18 protein-coding genes and 3 tRNA genes are annotated in these 16,278 nt (G+C 67.5%); 12 read left to right on the top strand and 9 right to left on the bottom strand.

The features are described from left to right. Positions 1–3 precede the first annotated feature (3 nt). From lysA to AB4Y74_RS13945, 4 genes are all read left to right on the top strand, one after another. Positions 4–1,263: a diaminopimelate decarboxylase gene (gene lysA, locus AB4Y74_RS13960; RefSeq protein ID WP_441799658.1), complete on the top strand. Its 1,260-nt coding sequence runs from the start codon at positions 4–6 to the stop codon at positions 1,261–1,263. Between the two features lie 59 nt (positions 1,264–1,322). Continuing rightward, positions 1,323–2,381, top strand: a complete 1,059-nt coding sequence (locus tag AB4Y74_RS13955; protein ID WP_441799657.1) for a hypothetical protein — start codon at positions 1,323–1,325, stop codon at positions 2,379–2,381. 146 nt (positions 2,382–2,527) lie between these two features. Next, entirely contained in the window at positions 2,528–3,106 is a 579-nt protein-coding gene (locus AB4Y74_RS13950; protein WP_441799656.1) for an NADPH-dependent FMN reductase, read from the top strand. A 39-nt stretch (positions 3,107–3,145) separates the two neighbouring features. Next, positions 3,146–3,910 (top strand): SDR family NAD(P)-dependent oxidoreductase, encoded by a 765-nt coding sequence (locus AB4Y74_RS13945; RefSeq protein ID WP_441799655.1) that lies wholly within the window; start codon positions 3,146–3,148, stop codon positions 3,908–3,910. A gap of 56 nt (positions 3,911–3,966) precedes the next feature. Here AB4Y74_RS13945 and AB4Y74_RS13940 read toward each other — a convergent pair whose 3' ends face one another. From AB4Y74_RS13940 to AB4Y74_RS13930, 3 genes are read right to left on the bottom strand one after another with little or no spacing between them, the layout of a single operon-like run. Then, positions 3,967–4,362, bottom strand: a complete 396-nt coding sequence (locus tag AB4Y74_RS13940) for a winged helix-turn-helix transcriptional regulator (RefSeq protein ID WP_441799654.1) — start codon at positions 4,360–4,362, stop codon at positions 3,967–3,969. A 1-nt stretch (position 4,363) separates the two neighbouring features. Beyond that, on the bottom strand, positions 4,364–5,107 hold the full coding sequence (locus tag AB4Y74_RS13935; protein WP_441799653.1) for a CE1759 family FMN reductase: 744 nt from the start codon (positions 5,105–5,107) through the stop codon (positions 4,364–4,366). 17 nt (positions 5,108–5,124) lie between these two features. Then, positions 5,125–6,312 (bottom strand): CE1758 family FMN-dependent luciferase-like monooxygenase, encoded by a 1,188-nt coding sequence (locus AB4Y74_RS13930; protein WP_441799652.1) that lies wholly within the window; start codon positions 6,310–6,312, stop codon positions 5,125–5,127. A gap of 279 nt (positions 6,313–6,591) precedes the next feature. Between AB4Y74_RS13930 and AB4Y74_RS13925 the strand changes: the two genes are divergently transcribed. From AB4Y74_RS13925 to AB4Y74_RS13915, 3 genes are read left to right on the top strand one after another with little or no spacing between them, the layout of a single operon-like run. Continuing rightward, positions 6,592–6,747, top strand: coding sequence for a hypothetical protein (locus AB4Y74_RS13925; protein WP_441799651.1), 156 nt, complete (start codon positions 6,592–6,594; stop codon positions 6,745–6,747). Continuing rightward, entirely contained in the window at positions 6,728–6,931 is a 204-nt protein-coding gene (locus tag AB4Y74_RS13920) for a hypothetical protein (protein ID WP_441799650.1), read from the top strand. The genes AB4Y74_RS13925 and AB4Y74_RS13920 overlap by 20 nt, the downstream gene beginning before the upstream one ends. Then, positions 6,928–7,737 carry an MBL fold metallo-hydrolase gene (locus AB4Y74_RS13915; RefSeq protein WP_441799649.1) on the top strand — a complete coding sequence of 270 codons (810 nt, stop codon included), beginning with the start codon at positions 6,928–6,930 and terminating at the stop codon, positions 7,735–7,737. The genes AB4Y74_RS13920 and AB4Y74_RS13915 overlap by 4 nt, the downstream gene beginning before the upstream one ends. Here AB4Y74_RS13915 and AB4Y74_RS13910 read toward each other — a convergent pair. After that, positions 7,734–8,978 carry an FAD-dependent oxidoreductase gene (locus tag AB4Y74_RS13910; protein ID WP_441799648.1) on the bottom strand — a complete coding sequence of 415 codons (1,245 nt, stop codon included), beginning with the start codon at positions 8,976–8,978 and terminating at the stop codon, positions 7,734–7,736. The genes AB4Y74_RS13915 and AB4Y74_RS13910 overlap by 4 nt on opposite strands. Positions 8,979–9,027: 49 nt before the next feature. Continuing rightward, positions 9,028–10,062, bottom strand: a complete 1,035-nt coding sequence (locus tag AB4Y74_RS13905) for a response regulator transcription factor (protein ID WP_441799647.1) — start codon at positions 10,060–10,062, stop codon at positions 9,028–9,030. 104 nt (positions 10,063–10,166) lie between these two features. On the opposite strand from AB4Y74_RS13905, the gene AB4Y74_RS13900 reads away from it, so the two are divergent. Further along, positions 10,167–10,571, top strand: coding sequence for a DUF1304 domain-containing protein (locus AB4Y74_RS13900; protein ID WP_441799646.1), 405 nt, complete (start codon positions 10,167–10,169; stop codon positions 10,569–10,571). A 146-nt stretch (positions 10,572–10,717) separates the two neighbouring features. On the opposite strand, the gene AB4Y74_RS13895 is transcribed toward AB4Y74_RS13900, so the two are convergent. The 3 genes from AB4Y74_RS13895 to AB4Y74_RS13885 form a co-directional block, all read right to left on the bottom strand. Then, positions 10,718–10,793 (bottom strand) — tRNA-Phe (locus tag AB4Y74_RS13895). Positions 10,794–10,856: 63 nt separating this feature from the next. Beyond that, a tRNA-Asp gene (locus tag AB4Y74_RS13890) sits at positions 10,857–10,930 on the bottom strand. A gap of 56 nt (positions 10,931–10,986) precedes the next feature. After that, positions 10,987–11,059 (bottom strand) — tRNA-Glu (locus AB4Y74_RS13885). A gap of 362 nt (positions 11,060–11,421) precedes the next feature. On the opposite strand from AB4Y74_RS13885, the gene AB4Y74_RS13880 reads away from it, so the two are divergent. Beyond that, positions 11,422–12,687: a peptidoglycan DD-metalloendopeptidase family protein gene (locus AB4Y74_RS13880; RefSeq protein WP_441799645.1), complete on the top strand. Its 1,266-nt coding sequence runs from the start codon at positions 11,422–11,424 to the stop codon at positions 12,685–12,687. Further along, the gene (locus tag AB4Y74_RS13875; protein ID WP_441799644.1) at positions 12,680–13,981 is read left to right on the top strand and encodes an NlpC/P60 family protein; all 1,302 of its coding nucleotides are present in this window, start codon (positions 12,680–12,682) and stop codon (positions 13,979–13,981) included. The genes AB4Y74_RS13880 and AB4Y74_RS13875 overlap by 8 nt, the downstream gene beginning before the upstream one ends. Before the next feature lie 82 nt (positions 13,982–14,063). Here the strand turns inward: AB4Y74_RS13875 and AB4Y74_RS13870 are convergent, their stop codons facing one another. Beyond that, entirely contained in the window at positions 14,064–14,555 is a 492-nt protein-coding gene (locus tag AB4Y74_RS13870) for an inorganic diphosphatase (RefSeq protein WP_441799643.1), read from the bottom strand. A 45-nt stretch (positions 14,556–14,600) separates the two neighbouring features. Here AB4Y74_RS13870 and tilS point away from each other — a divergent pair, with 45 nt between their 5' ends. Together tilS and hpt are read left to right on the top strand one after the other, a co-directional pair. After that, positions 14,601–15,674: a tRNA lysidine(34) synthetase TilS gene (gene tilS, locus AB4Y74_RS13865; protein WP_441799642.1), complete on the top strand. Its 1,074-nt coding sequence runs from the start codon at positions 14,601–14,603 to the stop codon at positions 15,672–15,674. 20 nt (positions 15,675–15,694) lie between these two features. Then, positions 15,695–16,246 (top strand): hypoxanthine phosphoribosyltransferase, encoded by a 552-nt coding sequence (gene hpt / locus AB4Y74_RS13860; RefSeq protein ID WP_441799641.1) that lies wholly within the window; start codon positions 15,695–15,697, stop codon positions 16,244–16,246. Positions 16,247–16,278 lie beyond the last annotated feature (32 nt).

Raw genomic sequence — 16,278 nt, 5'->3', positions numbered from 1 at the left:
GCCATGGCGCATCCCATCCTCGACCTCTTCCCGGCCGGGTCGGCCGTCGACCCCGACGGGACCCTGGTGGTCGCCGGCTGCCGGGTCGACGACCTGGCGCGTGACTTCGGGACGCCCGCGATCATCGTGGACGAGGGCTCCCTCCGGGCGCGTGCGCGCGAGTACCGCAGCGCCCTCACCTCGCGACGGCCGAACGCGCGGGTGGTCTTCGCGTCGAAGGCCTTCCCGGCGACCGCCGTGCAGCGGGTGATGGTGGAGGAGGGGCTCGGTCTGGACGTCGCGGGCGGCGGCGAGCTGCTCAGCGCGCTCCGCGCGGGGGTGGACCCTGCGCTCGTCGTCATGCACGGCAATGCCAAGACCACCGAGGAACTGCGGATCGCCGTCGAGGCCGGGATCGGCCTCGTCGTCGTGGACAACGAGGACGACGTCGACCGACTGGAGCAACTCGTCGCTCCCGGGCGCGTCCAGAGCGTTCTGGTCCGCGTCGTCCCCGAGGTCGCGTCGTCCACGCACCCGCACGTGCAGACCGGGCAGAAAGGGTCGAAGTTCGGGCTGACCGCCGGGGCCGCTCGCCGCCTCATCGCCCGGATCGAGGCCAGCCCGTCGCTCGACATGCGCGGGGTCCACGCTCACGTCGGATCGCAGATCATGGACCCGGCGGAGCTCGCCGCGGCCGTGGCGCCGCTGGCAGCGCTGGGCACCTTCCCGGTCTACGACCTGGGCGGCGGTCTCGGCGCACGATATACCTACGAGGACCGGCCGGCGTCCGTGGACGTGTACGTCGACGCACTGCTCGCAGCCGCAAACGAGCACTTGCCAACCGATGCCGAGCTCATCATCGAACCCGGACGCAGCATGGTCAACGGGTCCGCGTTCACCCTCTACACGGTCACGACCGTCAAGCGAGACGCCCGGAACTTCGTCGCCGTCGACGGCGGCATGGGCGACAACCTGGAGGCGGCGATGTACGACCAGCGGTACGAGGCCGTCCTCGCCGGCCGCATGCAGGACGAGGATTCCGAAGACGTCGTGGTGGTCGGCCGGCACTGCGAGTCCGGCGACGTGCTCGTGGACCCGCTGCGGCTGCCCGCAGCGCGGGTTGGGGACCTTCTCGCCGTGCCCGCCACCGGTGCGTACACGCACACTATGGCGAACAACTACAACGGCTACCGGCGCCCACCCGTCGTCTTCATGCACGACGGTGAGGCGAGGGCCGTGATCCGGCGCGAGACCTGGGAGGACCTCTTCGCCCGCGACGTGTGAGCGGACCCGCGACCCATCGCTATGCTGTGGCTCGCACTACTTCGCTCAGGGGGATCAGTATGACGACGCGCACTCGGTTGTGGATTGCGATCGGGGCATTCGCGACGGCGCTCTGCCTGGGCCTGGGCGCCACGGTGGTGGTGCTCTTCTTCAGCGCCCGCGAGGCCTCTCAGCCGTCGGCGGTCGTCTCGGCCTACCTGTCGAACGTGGAGCGCGGTGACATCTCGGCCGCGTTGCGGATGGAGGGGCGCGCCTCGAAGCCGTCGGAGGTTCTCCTCACCGACAAGGCCTACAGCCATGCGACGGACCGGATGACCGGTTTCCGCATCCTCAACACACGCACGGTCGGCACCGGGTCGACGGTCGACGTGCGCATCCAGCAGAAGAGCGGTTCGACGACAGCGAGGTTCGAACTGCGAAAGCGGAGTAGTCCGGTCAGTCTGCTGGGCCTGGACACCTGGAAGCTCCGGCCTGTGGAACTCACGACGGTGGACATCACTCTGGGCGCGCCGGGGCGAATCGACGCGACTCTTTCCGGGGTTCCGCTCGGGTGGAAAGGCGCGGTGCTGCACATCCACGCGTTCCCGGGTACATATCCCCTTGCCGTCGCATCCCCGTCGCCGTGGTTCACACTGCCGGAGGCCGCGGTCTCCGTCGCTGGTTTCGGCCAGTCCGATCGGTTCCAGGTGCCGGCGACACTGACTCCGAAGGGCAAGGACGCCGCGGTCGCTGCAGCGAACGCCTGGTTCGACACGTGCGTGGCCGATCCGTCCTTCCACCCGGCGCGATGCTCCTTCTCCCTGACGTCCGGCGCCGACCCGGGCGAAGTGTGGACGAACTCGTCCTGGCAGGTGCAATCACGGCCGACGCTCGCCATCGGCGCCTGGGACTTCGGATGCCGGGTCCCCACCACGGCGGATGTGAGCGCGGGTGGATGCTGGCCCGTGACGACGTCGACGCCCGGGGAGGTCACGTTCCACGCCGACTACACGATCCCGGCAACCGGCGAGACGGGCGACATCACCTCGACGGGTGCGATTGAAGCGAACGTCAAAGGGTCGATCAGCTCGTTCACCGACTCGGGCGCGATGTTCACCTCCGTCGACTGGGCCGACTAGGTCAGCGGCTGCGACCGCACTTGAAAGTGCGTATCCACGCACTTAATAGTGCGTATGGAACCGCCGGAATGCTGCGCTGATCAGCTCGTTGTGGCCCAGTGACTCACGGAACTCCGTTGAGTCGATGCCACAACCGAGAGAAGAATATGACTTCGATAGCCATCATCATCGGCAGCACCCGACCCGGTCGTAAAGGCGAAGAGATTGCTCGCTGGGTGCAGCAAGCGGCTTCGGAACGCCCCGGCGTGAGCTACGACCTCGTCGACCTAGTCGACTTCCCCCTGCCCCACCTCGACGAGGTCATCCCGCCGGCGATGGGACAGTACGCCAACGAGCACACGAGGAACTGGGCCGCGAAGATTGCGCAGTACGACGGATACATCTTCGTCACACCGGAGTACAACCACTCGACATCCGGCGTCCTCAAGAATGCGCTCGACTACATCTACGCCGAGTGGAACAACAAGGCGGCAGGCTTCGTCAGCTACGGGAGCGTAGGTGGCACTCGTGCCGTGGAGCACCTCCGGTTGATCGCGGCCGAGCTGCAGATGGCCACGGTGCGATCGCAGGTCGCGTTGTCGCTGTTCACCGACTACGAGAACTTCGTGGACTTCGCTCCGGGACCGCAGCATGACGACGCCCTGAGCAACCTCTTCGCACAGCTCGAGGGCTGGTCGGTGGCGCTCGCGCAACATCGCGCTTCGACGAGCTCCCTCGCCAGCTGACAAGAAGGCCCTCGGACGAAACAGTAAGGAGAAACGATTATGGGCATTCTCGACGGAAAGATCGTCCTGATCACCGGTACTGCCGGCGGCCAGGGCCGCGTCGCCGCGAGTATTTTTGCACGCGAAGGCGCCAAGGTGGTCGGATCGGACATCAATGCGGCAGCCAATGAGGAGACCGTCGACATCGTGCGCCGTGCCGGCGGGGAGATCACCGGCATTGCGCCGATCGACCTGACGGACCCGGAAGAAGCCGCAAGGCTCGTCGACGGCGCTGTCGCTGCCTACGGCGGACTCGATGTCGTCTACAACAACGCCGCGATCCAGTACTTCGGCCCGATGTCCGACTTTTCGGTCGAGCACTGGCGGAAGACGATTGCCGGCGAACTGGACATTCCGTTCTTCGTCACGAAGTACGCCTGGCGCCACTTGGTTGCACGCGGTGGCGGCGTGGTCCTGAACGTCGCGTCGGAGGCCGGGATGATCGGCGGACAGTTCCCGCCGATGGTGGGGCACACTGCTGCTAATGCGGGCGTCATCGGAATGACCCGTCAGATGGCGCTCGAAGGAGCGCCCCACGGAATCCGTGCGGTGGCCATCAGCCCCGGACCCGTGCTGACCCCGGCCAGCGATCGCGACCTCGGCGACGACCAGATCGCTCGAGACGCTATAACGAGCAAGACTCTGCTCAAGCGTTTCGCTCGACCAGAGGAGATCGTGGAGTTGGCGGCGTTCCTCGCTTCCGATCGCGCTTCATACATCACGGGCGCGAACTACGCAGTCGATGGTGGCGCAACCGCTTGGTGACGATCTGAGCGCGCTCCTCGTAGCGACGGAGGCTGTGACCCCGACGGATGTCGCGGTCACAGCCTCCCTGTCGCCTGAGATCGATTGCGCTGGATTTCATCGCTGTGGTCGTTCGCCCAGGCGACCAGCGTCAGCATCGGACGCAGGAGTGTCTCGCCGAGCGGAGTCACGGAGTACTCCACTCGAGGCGGCATCTCATCGAAGGATTCCCGGTGTACCAGTCCGTCGACGACCAGCGCCCGCAGAGTCACCGACATCATCCGATGCGATATCCCCGGTATGGCGTGCTGCAGCTCAGTGAAACGTCGCGGCCCTTCGCCCAGTGTCCGAAGAGTGAGGATGGACCACTTGTCACCCACCCTCGTGAGCAAGCCACGAACGAATTCGTCGCTGGCGGGCCCTTCGTCGCACAGGTTGAGAAGCTCCTCGGTTACCGACTGGGTGTCCGACATCTCAGCCCTCGACCTGGACCGGTTGGGCCCTCCCGCTCTGTCCGCCTGCAGCGAGACGCATCAGGTCGGTGCTGAAGTCGACGTCTGAGGCGGTCCTCTCAGCCAGGGTGGCGTTCCCCGAGAACTGGTGCTTGTAGTCGGCCCACGCGCCGTCTGTGATCGTCTCGGTCACCTTGCTCGCAAGGAGGCCGACGAGTTCCGTTGCTGCGCGCGTGATGCGTGTGCTCAGCGCAGGAGAACCCCAGTCCTCAGGTGCCGCGAAAACGGAGGTCGGCACGGGCAGAGCCCGCAGGAAGGCGAACAGCGGACGCATGTGGTCATCGACCACCATGGCGTGACGTGCGGTGCCGGCCGAGGCGGCGAGGACGACGGGCTTGGCGATGAGCAGGTCATTGTCCAGCACGTCCGCGAACGACTTGAGCAGTCCGCTGATTCCGGCCTTGTAGACCGGCGTGCTCACGATGACGGCGTCCGCGCCGGCCAGAAGCTGGATCACCTGCTGAAGGCGCTCGTTCGGGAATCCGGACACGATCGCCTGAGCGACATCGACCGCTGTCGCGCCGAGCTCGATGACCGCGATCTTGGCGTCCCTTCCGGACCGCCTCAGGAGGTCGGCGCTTTTCTGAGCGATCCGGTCAGCCAGGAGCCGGGTCGATGACGGATCGCTCACGCCGGCGCTGAGAATGACGAGTTGCACGGGGGGCCGCGTGACGCTGTCGCGAAGGCCGGCCTGCTGGGTGTTCATGATGGTGCTCCTTACGGTCAGACGGATAGCGGGAAGCGGGCTTCCGTTGCGGGGTCGCTGTCCTGGTAGGGCGATGTGCCGGAGAGGTTGTCTCCGCGGTTGGGGTTCGGGCGCGGTTGACGCGGCTCCGAGTCCCCGTACTTGCTCCGGACGAGATCGGCGTGAGTCGGCGCTGCAGCCGCGTCAGCGGATCGCCGCGCGGCCATCTCCTTCCGCAGGACGGGTACCACCTCTGTGCCCAGGAGTTCTACCTGTTCGAGCGCGACGTCGAGAGGCAACGCCAGACCGTCGAGCGCGAACAGCTGCCGCTGGTAGTCCCCGAAGCCCTCCTGGAAAGTCAGCGTCTTGTCGATGACTTCCTGAGGGCTGCCGACGCTGAGCGGGGTGCGGGAGACGAAGTCGTCGAGGGAGCTGCCCCGGAACAGCGGATAGTTCTCGAAGTACGGGCGGAATCGCGTCCAGGCGTCTTGGGAGCGCTTGGCGATGAACGCCTGGCCGCCGAGGCCGACGATCGCCTGCTCTTTCGTGCCGTGACCGTAGTGTTCGAATCGCTCACGATAGAAGTCGACGAGCGGCTTGAAGTGCAGGTTGGGTGCGAGCACATTGTTGGCGAAGTATCCGTTGCCGTAGAACGCGGCTTGCTCGGCGATCTCGGGTGTGCGGATCGAGCCGTGCCAGACAAAAGGCGGTACATCGTCCAGCGGCCGCGGAGTGGAGGTGAAGCCTTGGAGCGGGGTGCGGAACCGGCCCTCCCAGTCCACGACGTCCTCACGCCACAGGCGATGCAGCAGGTTGTAATTCTCGAGCGCGAGCGCCACACCTTCGCGGATGTCCTTGCCGAACCAGGGGTACACCGGAACCGTGTTGCCGCGGCCGATCATCAGGTCGAGGCGTCCACCCGCCACGTGCTGCAGCATCGCGTAGTCTTCCGCGATTTTGACGGGGTCGTTGGTGGTGATCAAAGTGACGGCCGTGCTCAGAGTGATCTGCTGAGTGAGTGCCGCGATGTAGCCGAGCAAGGTGGTGGGGGAGGAGGGAACGAATGGGGGATTGTGGTGCTCGCCGAGTGCGAAGACGTCGAGTCCGACCTCGTCGGCCCTCACCGCGATACGGGCGATGTTGCTGATGCGCTCTGCCTCGCTCTGCGTGTGACCGGTGGTGGGGTCGGGCGCGATATCGCCGACAGAGAAGATTCCGAATTGCATGTCGAAGGACCTTTCTGATCCCAATGATTGACGTGTCAATCAAGTAATTGACGTGTCATTCAACTCCATGCACGCCGATCTATTCCCTGGTTGGATCACGCGCTGAGTTGCAGAACAATACTCAGCCGAGTACTGAAGGGCGGCCCGACGGACCGATATTCGGCCTGGCGATGACGATCGGTTGACCCGTTATCCGGCCCGCTTCTAGGCTGAGTCTCGCTCGGCGGGCCCCCGTTCTCAGCGGAAGGCGGAATGAGATGTATATGAAACTATCGGGTGGTGCAGTTCACGCCTCCCGAGTCGGAGGCGTTGATCATCTTCGGCACGGGACTGACGGACGCCCCTGCGGAATCCGCTCAAGGGCTCCAGCTGACGGTCTACGACATCGAAGAAGCAAGAAGCGGCTGCCGGGACGATGAGCGCCGCGACAGGTGAACCGGAGACGGACGACACGGTCACCGTGATTCTCGACCACCTTCGCCAGGCCGCGGAGGCCCATGGCATCCACGAGAAGCAGGACCTCGGCGGTGTCTACGACGAGCAGTGGCCGGAGTGGTACGCGCAGCACATGGCGGAGACGCTCCGTGCTGCCGGGTACCGGCTGGAGAGGACTGTATGACGGAGATCAACCGCGAGCGGAGGGCCTTCGGAGTCGGCGTGATCGGCGGGCCGACGACGGTGATCGATATCCACGGGCTCCGGATCCTCGTGGACCCCACCTTCGATCCGCCCACCGACTACGGCTACCTGCGCAAGACGGCCGGGCCGGCGATCCCGGCCGCAGCACTCGGACCGATCGACCTGGTACTCGTGAGTCACTCGCAACACCCCGACAACCTCGACACCAGCGGGCGCCGGCTGGCGCTCTCGTCACCGTTGGTGCTCACCACCCCGACCAGCGCATCCGAATTGGGACCACGGGCACGGGGTCTCGTCCCCTGGGAGCGGTTCTCTCATCCATCTGGAGTGCGGATCACCGCGACGCCGGCTCTCCACGGGCCGGCTGACGACGTGGGGCCGGAGGGTTACGTGAACTGCGAGGTGAGCGGATTCGTCATGGAAGCGCGAGACTCGCCAACGGTCTATGTGGGAGGCGATAACGCCTCCCTGAAGGCTGTTGCGGACATCGCGCGACGATTCCCGCGCATCGACGTGGCAATCCTGAACGCGGGAGCCGCGCATGTGCCGACGAAGTTCGACGACCGCCCGCTGACGTTCACCGCGGAGCGAGCCGCGGCCGCTGCCGAAGTCCTCGCCGCAGCTCGCGTCGTCGTGGCGCACCAGGATGGGTGGGCGCACTTCGCGGACGGTCCGGCGGATACACGGCATGCGTTTCGCCAGGCCGGTATCGAAGCGGTGCTTTCCACGGCTCCACTCGGCTTGTGGAGCGTCACCGAAGACGTGGCCATCCCCGTGCAGGCCTAACCGGCGCTGAGCACCGATCTCGCCGCCCGCAGGCCGGAGTGCAGGGCCCCCTGAATCGAGGGCGACTCGCGGTGGTCGCCGGCGAGATGCAGGCCGGGACCGATGCGAGCAGGGGATGAGCGTCGCAACGGCGGGGGTAATGCGGGGAGGGCGTGCGGTATGTCGTCGCGGCGGAGGAGTTGCCAGGCCGCCGAGGCCTGGCCGTACAGCCGCACCAGGTGGCTGCGCACGTCGCTCTCGCCGGGCCCGTTTCCGGGAGCCCAGAGGCAGGTGGCCTGTACGAGGTGGCGGCCTCGGGGCGCGGCCTCCGGGATGGTTGCGGAGATCGCCAGCGCGTTGACGATCGGGCCTTCCCAGGAGGCGTCGATCGTCAGAAAGGTGGACCCCGGAGGCTCGTCGGTCGCGAACCACCAGGTCTGCAATCCCCTGGTGGGAGGGACGGGTTCGTCCACGAGCCCCTCGAGGGCCTCCGCGCCCACCGCCACGACTACGTCGCGCGCGAGCAGCGTTCCTTCTCCGAGCGCGTCCACCTCCCAGCGACCGTCCCGCCGCCGCAATCTGTTCACCGCGCGGTTGAGGCGAACCTCCGCCCCTGCCGTTCGAGCGCGTGAGGCAAGCGCCATCGGAAGCGCGGCGATGCCCTCTCGGGGCAGCCCGGCCGCTGCAGGGAGGAACGACCGGGCGAGAAGGCGCACGTACGTGTCGGACGTCGATTCCGACGAGTCGGCGAGAACTCCCGAGAAGAACGGCGACAGCACCTCGGTGCGCAGCGCTCCGGTGAGGCCCGCTGCGTCCCAGCCCTCGCCGATGGTGCTGTCGGAGCGACCCACCGCGGTTCGAGGCCACAGGGCGATCGGCCCGACCCACCGGACGAGTCCGGCGAGGTCCCGCGGTTTCACCAAACCACTGGCGAGCGTCGCCGGCAGCAGACCCGGATGCCGGAGCGGATGCGCGAGGGTCGCCATCGCACCGTCCTTGCGGCGCACCCGAACCGCGGTCGGAAACGCGGCGACGGAGAGGCTGCGGACGTCCACCGCTGAGCGGACAGCCGGATAGGCGGTGTTCAAGACATGGAATCCGCGGTCGAGGGTGAAGCCATCGACGCGGTCGGTTCGCTGGCGCCCGCCGACGCGATCCGCGGCCTCGAGCACGAGCACCTCACGGCCTTGGGCCGCCAGTTCGGCGGCACACCGCAGACCGGCCAACCCGGCACCGATCACGACCACGTCATGCGTCTGCATGAGCCGAGTGTAGGAGCAGATCCTCGGCCATGGCCGGCGCCGGCCTGACTCAGTCGGCCGGCCGTAGCCTCTCGACGAGCTCTCCCCTGCTGTGGACGCCGACTTTCGTGAATACGGACTTCAAGTGGTCTTGCACCGTGAAGGACGAGATGAACAGCCGGCGGCCGATCTCCGCGGTCGAGAGTCCGAGCATCACCTCGCGGCACACCTCGCGCTCTCTCTGTGTCAATCCGTATGCCGCCAGCAGCAGCGTCCCCATGTCATCTGCGGCGGCGGGCGAGAGGAGGACGGCGACCTGGTCCTCCTCATCACCGATCAACGGGCTCGCCTCGAGCACCGCCCAGCGCGCACGGCCGTCCCTAACGCGCGTACGGAACACGCTCGAGGGTGATGACCGCGCGCCCACCCACATCAGGTGAAGCAGCAGTTCGAACCGCGCGGGTGCGATGTCGTCGAAGCGTTGGCGCCACTCCCGCACAGCAGGCGTCGCGGTGCGCAGATCGCCGGTTCGGCCCAACACGACGATCGCAGGAGCCGCACCGGGTAGCCGTGCGGCCGCCTCGGTTCGCACCGCGACGCGAGACGCGGAGGCGATGGCGGGCGCGACGGCGGCGAGGAACTCGACCTCCCGTTCGTCGAAGTCCTGGCCGGATCGCACCATCCCGGCGGCTCCCCAGCACGTACCGTCGACGGTGAACAGCGTGCGTAGCTCCTGGTCGAGCCCGAGCGGGCGCCACACGGTCCGTGCGCGCGCGCTGGCGTCGCGGTCGGCGGTGGAGAGCTCGGAGAGCCGTGCGACCACCCGGCCCGTCCGCGCCAGGCCAGCGAATGTGTGGGGTTCCGTCTCCCGGTACTCGGCGTCCGCCAGAAGCGGCTCGTACTCCTGCGGGATCCGAACCGCACCGCTGATCATCGTGCTGATCGTCAGAGTGTCGGGGTCAAGCGCAGCCCAGCACATCAGTTCGGCGCCCACGGTTCGCTCGATGACCGCGATGGCGCGCTCGTACAACTCGCTGAGGCTATTGCCGTCGCCCGCGAGGGCCAGGATCTCCTGGCGCGCATGGTGGGCGCGTTCCTCCCACATGCGTCCAGTATGAGAGCCGTTCCAACGGACGAAAATCCCAGAATCGCGGGATGGGGTCCCAGCCCGCGCTCGTCTTAGCATCCTCAGCATCGGAAGGGGACGTCATGGTCGCGGTGGTCTGGATCTTCGCACTGCTCACCGCCGCCATCCACATCATGGTGTTCGTCTGGGAGGCGCTGCTACTGGAGCGTCCGGCCATCCATAACGCGATCTTCGGCGTGCCCTCCGCGGACGTCGCGGCGGTGCGGCTGTGGGCCTTCGGCGTCGGCTTCTACAACCTGTTCCTCGGCTGCGGGTTGGTCATCGGCGTCATCGCCTGGTGGATGGGTCAGGCGGTTGTCGGCCGAACGCTCGTGACTTACCTCTGCTGGCTGCTGTTCCTTGCCGGCATCGTGCTCTTCATCGCTGACCGAATGGGCATGGGCCGGGAACGCGGCAAGGGTGTCGGAGGGGCGATCGCCCAGTCCACGCCGCCGCTGATCGCGTTGATCGCACTGTTGTTCGTGTGAGTCGGGCGCGCGTCCACTCCATCGTCGAAGCCACACGACGGTGTGTGACCACTGAGACACCGGTGGTTTCGATGCTGAAGCGTCTTTCGGGCTTCTCCTCGGCAACCAAAAACCCCCGGATTCCGCAACGGACCGGGGGCTTTCTCTGGTGGCTCCGACCGGCATCGATCCGGTGACCTTTCGATTTTCAGTCGAACGCTCTACCAACTGAGCTACAGAGCCGGGGGACACTCGCGCGTCCACCTAGACGGAAGCCCTTCCGATTGGAAGGGCTTGTCGCCTGAGCGACCCTGACGGGACTTGAACCCGCGACCTCCGCCGTGACAGGGCGGCACGCTAACCAACTGCGCTACAGGGCCTTATTGTGGTGCTTTTTGAATTGTGCTGCTTGTAGATACTAGTGGACCGTTGGACGTGACCCCAACGGGATTCGAACCCGTGCTGCCGCCGTGAAAGGGCGGTGTCCTAGGCCGCTAAACGATGGGGCCGGATCGTCCCGAACGGCTTGCGCTGTCCATGACCACCGACGGACAAGCATACGGAAGACCGAACGAGATTGCGAATCGGATTCGGATCCCGGGCGGGTCGGGGTGGATGAGCACCTCTCGGTTCTCGCAACGCCACCGCCAAATCCCGGCACCGGGCGACCAGTCACCGTAGTCTGCGGCCCAGGCGGTCCCCCCGGCCGCCCGTGCGAGCGCACGCCCCCGATCACCGTTCCCAAGCCGATTTCGGGCGCCGGAAAACGCCATGTTGCTAAAGTTGCGCATGTTGACCGTGGGACGCATGTGACGTGTGTGACCACTGAGGATGCAGAAGCGAGCGGGTCGATAACACGATGAGACGCCAGATGAGCAGCCGAACGGCACCCCCGACCACGCCCCCGAGTGGTTCGCGGCGCGGCGCTCTCCGTGCTGCCCTGGCCGGTCTGGCCGTCGCCGCGGTGGCGATTGTCGGGTCGGTCGCCGCCCCCGCGTACGCCGAGAACTATCCGTCCTGGCAGGACGTCCAGAACGCCAAGGCCAACGAGTCCGCCGCCAACGCCCAGGTGGACCGCATCAACGGCCTCATCTCGCAACTCAAGGGCGAGGTCGCCTCGACGCAGGCCGCTGCAGTGAAGCGCGGAGAGGAGCTGGAGGCGGCGCAGACGGCCCTCGACAACGCCACCATGAGGGCGCTCGACCTGGAGTCGCAGGCCGCGGCCAGCCAGAAGAAGGCGGATGACGCGAGCGCCCAGGCGGGCAAACTGGCCGCCCAGCTCTACCGGACCGGTGGCCGCAATCTGACCGCGAACCTGTTCCTCAGCGGCAACAAGGCCTCGACGACGAGCCCGGACAAGCTGCTGTCGGGTCTGGGCAGCATGTCGAAACTGGTGGAGCAGTCCAACCAGGTTTACACCGACGCCAAGGCCGCGCAGAATACGGCCAAGTCGCTCTCCGCACAGGCCGACGTGGCCAAAGCCGAGCGCGAGAAGCTCCGGGTGGCCGCGGAGGCCGCCATGCAGGCCGCCATCGCCGCTGCCAAGGCGGCGCAGGAGAAGCTGGCCGAGCAGCAGAAGCAGATCGTGATCATGCAGGCGCAGCTCGCGGCGCTGCGGGACAGCACCGCGAAGACGGTGGCCGGCTACCAGGCCGGCGTCGCTGCCGCAGCGGCCGCCGCCGCTGCTCGCGGCTCGGGCGGGCTCCCCGGTGGATATGTGGGCCCGCAGGGCTGGGCGGTTCCTGCAGCCGGTCCGATCACGGATGGCTTCGGCGCCCGTCCCTCGCCCGGCGGCGTCGGCAGCACCTACCACCTCGGCATCGACATCGGCGCCTCGTGCAACGCCCCCATCTACGCGGCCCACGAGGGCACCGTCATCTATGCCGGCCCCAACGGCACCTACGGCAACTTCGTGCTCCTCGACAACGGCAGCGCCGTCAAGACCGGCTACGCGCACATCCGGAACGGCGGCATCCTGGTCGGCATCGGGCAGCATGTCGGCGCCGGCCAGCCGATCGCACGCGTCGGCACCACCGGCGCCTCCACCGGCTGCCACCTCCACTACGAGGTGCGCATCAACGACACGAAGGTCGACGGCATCCCCTTCATGAGAGATCGGCAGGCACCCCTTGGCTAACGAGAACGCGAAGACCAGCCGGGTCCGCCCGGGTCTCGCCATCGGAGCCGGTGTGATGGGCGCGGTCACCGCATCCATCGGCATCGTCGCCCCCGCGCAGGCGGTCGACTACCCGTCCTGGAACGACGTGCAGCAGGCCAAGAACAACGTCGCCAACCAGCAGGCGATGATCGACAACATCACGAAGCTCATCACCGGGCTGCAGTCGAGTGTGGATGCGGCGCGCGTCGCGTCCGAGAAGGCGGCTGAGGCGTACTTCCAGGCCAAGGATGCGCTGCAGGCGGCGACCGCGAAGGCGAGCGACCTCCAGAAGCAGGCGACCGACGCGGCCGAGAAGGCGAAGACCTCCAAGATGCGTGCCGGTCTGCTCGCCTCCCACCTGGCGAAGTCCGGCGGCGGAGACGTCACCACCAACCTCATGCTGAAGGGCGGCGGTTCGGGTTCGGATGCGGACAAGCTGCTCTTCCAGCTGGGTACGATGAGCAAGCTGACGGAGCAGTCGAAGGCGGTCTACGACCAGGCCACGAAGGACAAGAACACGGCGGATGCTCTCACCGCCCAGGCTAAGGCAGCGAAGACCGAGCGCGTCGCTCTCGCCGACGAGGCGGACAAGGCGCTGGCGGCGGCTCAGGACGCGCAGGCCAAGGCGCAGTCCGCGCTGGCCGCGCAGCAGCAGAAGTCGACCGAGCTTGTGGCGCAGCTGGCCACGCTGAAGAACACGTCGGCACAGACCGAGGCCGCGTATCTAGAGGGGGAGCAGGTGCGTGCCGCTCAGGAGGCCGCGCGTAAGGCGGCGGAAGCCGCAGCGGCCGCAGCTGCGGCGGCTGCGGCGGCCGCCGAGAACCAGCCACCGGCACCCGCGTCCGGCGGGGGCGGCGCGGCCCCGGCGGCCCCGGCGGCGCCCGCCGCGCCGAACGGCAACGTCGTCGACACCGCGATCGCGTATGCGCGCGCCCAGTTGGGCAAGCCGTACATCTTCGGCGGCGAGGGTCCCCGCGGTTACGACTGCTCCGGCCTGACGATGAAGGCGTACGCCTACGCCGGCGTCTACATCGGCTCGCACTCCGTCAACAACCAGTACTACACGGCCGCGAACCGCGGTCAGCTGGTGTCCTACGGCGCCAAGCAGGCGGGCGACCTGATCTTCTGGGGCGACGGACCGGGCGACTTCTACCATGTCGGCATCTACATCGGCGGCGGCATGATGATCGCCGCTCCCACCGAGGGCGACGTCGTCAAGGTCCAGTCCGTCTGGGGCTCCCCCTACCGTCTCGTCGCGCGGCCCAGCGCCTGACCCAGCCCGCGAGCACAGGAAAAATGCCCCCGATCAGCGCGATCGGGGGCATTTTTCCTGTGCTCGGCGGCTAGCGCCGGGGTCAGTGACCCTCGGCGGCGAGCTTCGCGATGGCCTTCTGGATGAGGCCGTCGGCCTCGGCGGCGTCGCCCCAGCCGTCGATGTTGACGAATTTGCCCGGCTCGAGGTCCTTATAGCGGGCGAAGAAGTGCTCGATCTCCTTGCGGGTCTGCTCCGGGATGTCGTTCACATCCTGGATGTGCTGCCAGCGCGGGTCCTTGTACGGCACGGCGATGACCTTCGCGTCGCCGCCGGCCTCGTCGCTCATGTTGAGCACACCGACCGGGCGCACCTTCACTCCGACGCCCGGGAACAGCGGGTACTCGAGCAGCACGAGCGCGTCCAGCGGGTCGCCGTCGTCGCCCAGGGTGTTCTCGAAGAAGCCGTAGTCCGTCGGGTAGACGAAGCTCGTGAACAGCACGCGGTCGAGGTACACGCGACCGGTCTCGTGGTCCACCTCGTACTTGTTGCGGCTCCCCTTGGGGATCTCGATGACGACGTCGTATTCGGCCATGCCGGTGCTCCTTTGTGGGTCGTGATTCGGCACTAACGTTACTAGGTGCCCCTCACCGGTTCCGAAGGACCCCAGCGCCGTCCACGCCTGACCCCGCCGATCGCGGATGCCCGCCGCGCCCTCCGGGCGGCCCTCGGCGCCGCGACCGCTCTCCCGCAGGCGGACCAGCACGACGACCACGGGCCCGCTGGTCCCGCTCCCTTGACGCCGGGTGCCCTGCTCCTCGTCGGCCTCAGCGGGGGAGCGGACTCGCTCGCTCTCGCCGCAGCGACCGCGTTCGAGGCGCCGCGCGCCGGTTACCGTGCTGGCGCGGTGATCGTCGACCACGGCCTCCAGGCGGGTTCGGATGGCGTCGCCGAGCGGGCCGCTGAGCAGGCGGCGGGGCTCGGGCTCGACCCCGTCGTGATCGAGCGCGTGGAGGTCGCCGCGCACGGCGGTCCGGAAGGCGCCGCCCGCGCCGCACGTCATGCCGCGTTCGATCGTGCGCGCGCCGCGACCGGCGCCGAGCGCATCCTGCTCGCCCACACCCTCGACGACCAGGCCGAGACGGTGCTGCTCGGTCTCGCCCGCGGCTCCGGCCCGTCGAGCCTGCAGGGGATGCTGCCCGACACGGGCCGCCTGCTGCGGCCGTTCCTCGGTCTCCGTCGCGGCGAGACGCGGGCGTTCTGCGCCGACAGCGGGCTCGAGCCGTGGGAAGACCCGCAGAACGACGACCCCTCCTACACGCGCGTGCGCGTGCGGAAGGCCGTGCTCCCTGTGCTCGAGCGCGAGCTCGGCCCGGGCATCGCCGAAGCGCTCGCCCGCACGGCGGAGCAGCTTCGCGAAGACGACGAGGCGCTCGACGGGCTCGCCCTGGAGTGGGCGCAGGAGCTGGTCAGCCAGGCCGACGACGGCTCAGTCACCCTCGACGTCCGCGGTCTCGCCGCCGACCCGGCGGCCCTCCGCCAGCGCATCATCCGGCTGATCGTCTCCGCCGAGTTCGGGGTCTCGCTGACGCGGGCCCACACGCTTGGCGTCGCCGCCCTGATCACCGACTGGCACGGTCAGGGAGCGGTCGATCTGCCAGGCGTTAGAGTTGTCAGGCAGAACGGCCTGCTCATGTTCCACACCACAACGTAAGTAAGGACAGCGCCTTCCTCATGGAGCTCACGGACGTCGAGAACGACCTGACCGAGATTCTGATCACCGAGGAGCAGATCCGCTCCCGCATCGCCGAGCTGGCCCGCGAGGTGGAGGGCCATTACGCGGGTAAAGACGTCCTGCTGATCGGCGTCCTGAAGGGCGCGGTCATGGTGATGGCCGACCTGTCGCGCGAGCTGCGCATCCCCGTGACCATGGATTGGATGGCCGTCAGCTCCTACGGCAGCGGAACGCAGTCGAGCGGCGTCGTCCGCATCCTGAAAGACCTGGACACCGACCTCAGCGGCAAGACCGTGCTCATCGTCGAGGACATCATCGACTCGGGCCTCACCCTGTCGTGGCTCCTCTCGAACCTCCGCAGCCGCGGTCCCGAGTCGATCGAGGTCTTCACCCTCCTGCGGAAGCCCGATGCGGCGCGCGTCGAGATCGACGTCAAGTACGTCGGGTTCGACATTCCGAACCAGTTCGTCGTCGGCTATGGGCTCGACTACGACGAGCGCTACCGCACGCTCCGCGGCGTCGGGATTCTGGCCCCCGCCGTCTACAGCTGAGCGGCCATCCGTCGTGGAGGCCGCCCAGAGCG

Origin of the sequence: Leifsonia sp. RAF41 (assembly GCF_052114085.1) — a bacterium.
Lineage (GTDB): Bacteria > Actinomycetota > Actinomycetes > Actinomycetales > Microbacteriaceae > Leifsonia.
Note: the sequence above shows the minus strand (reverse complement) of the source record. Positions and strands in the feature narration are given on the sequence as shown.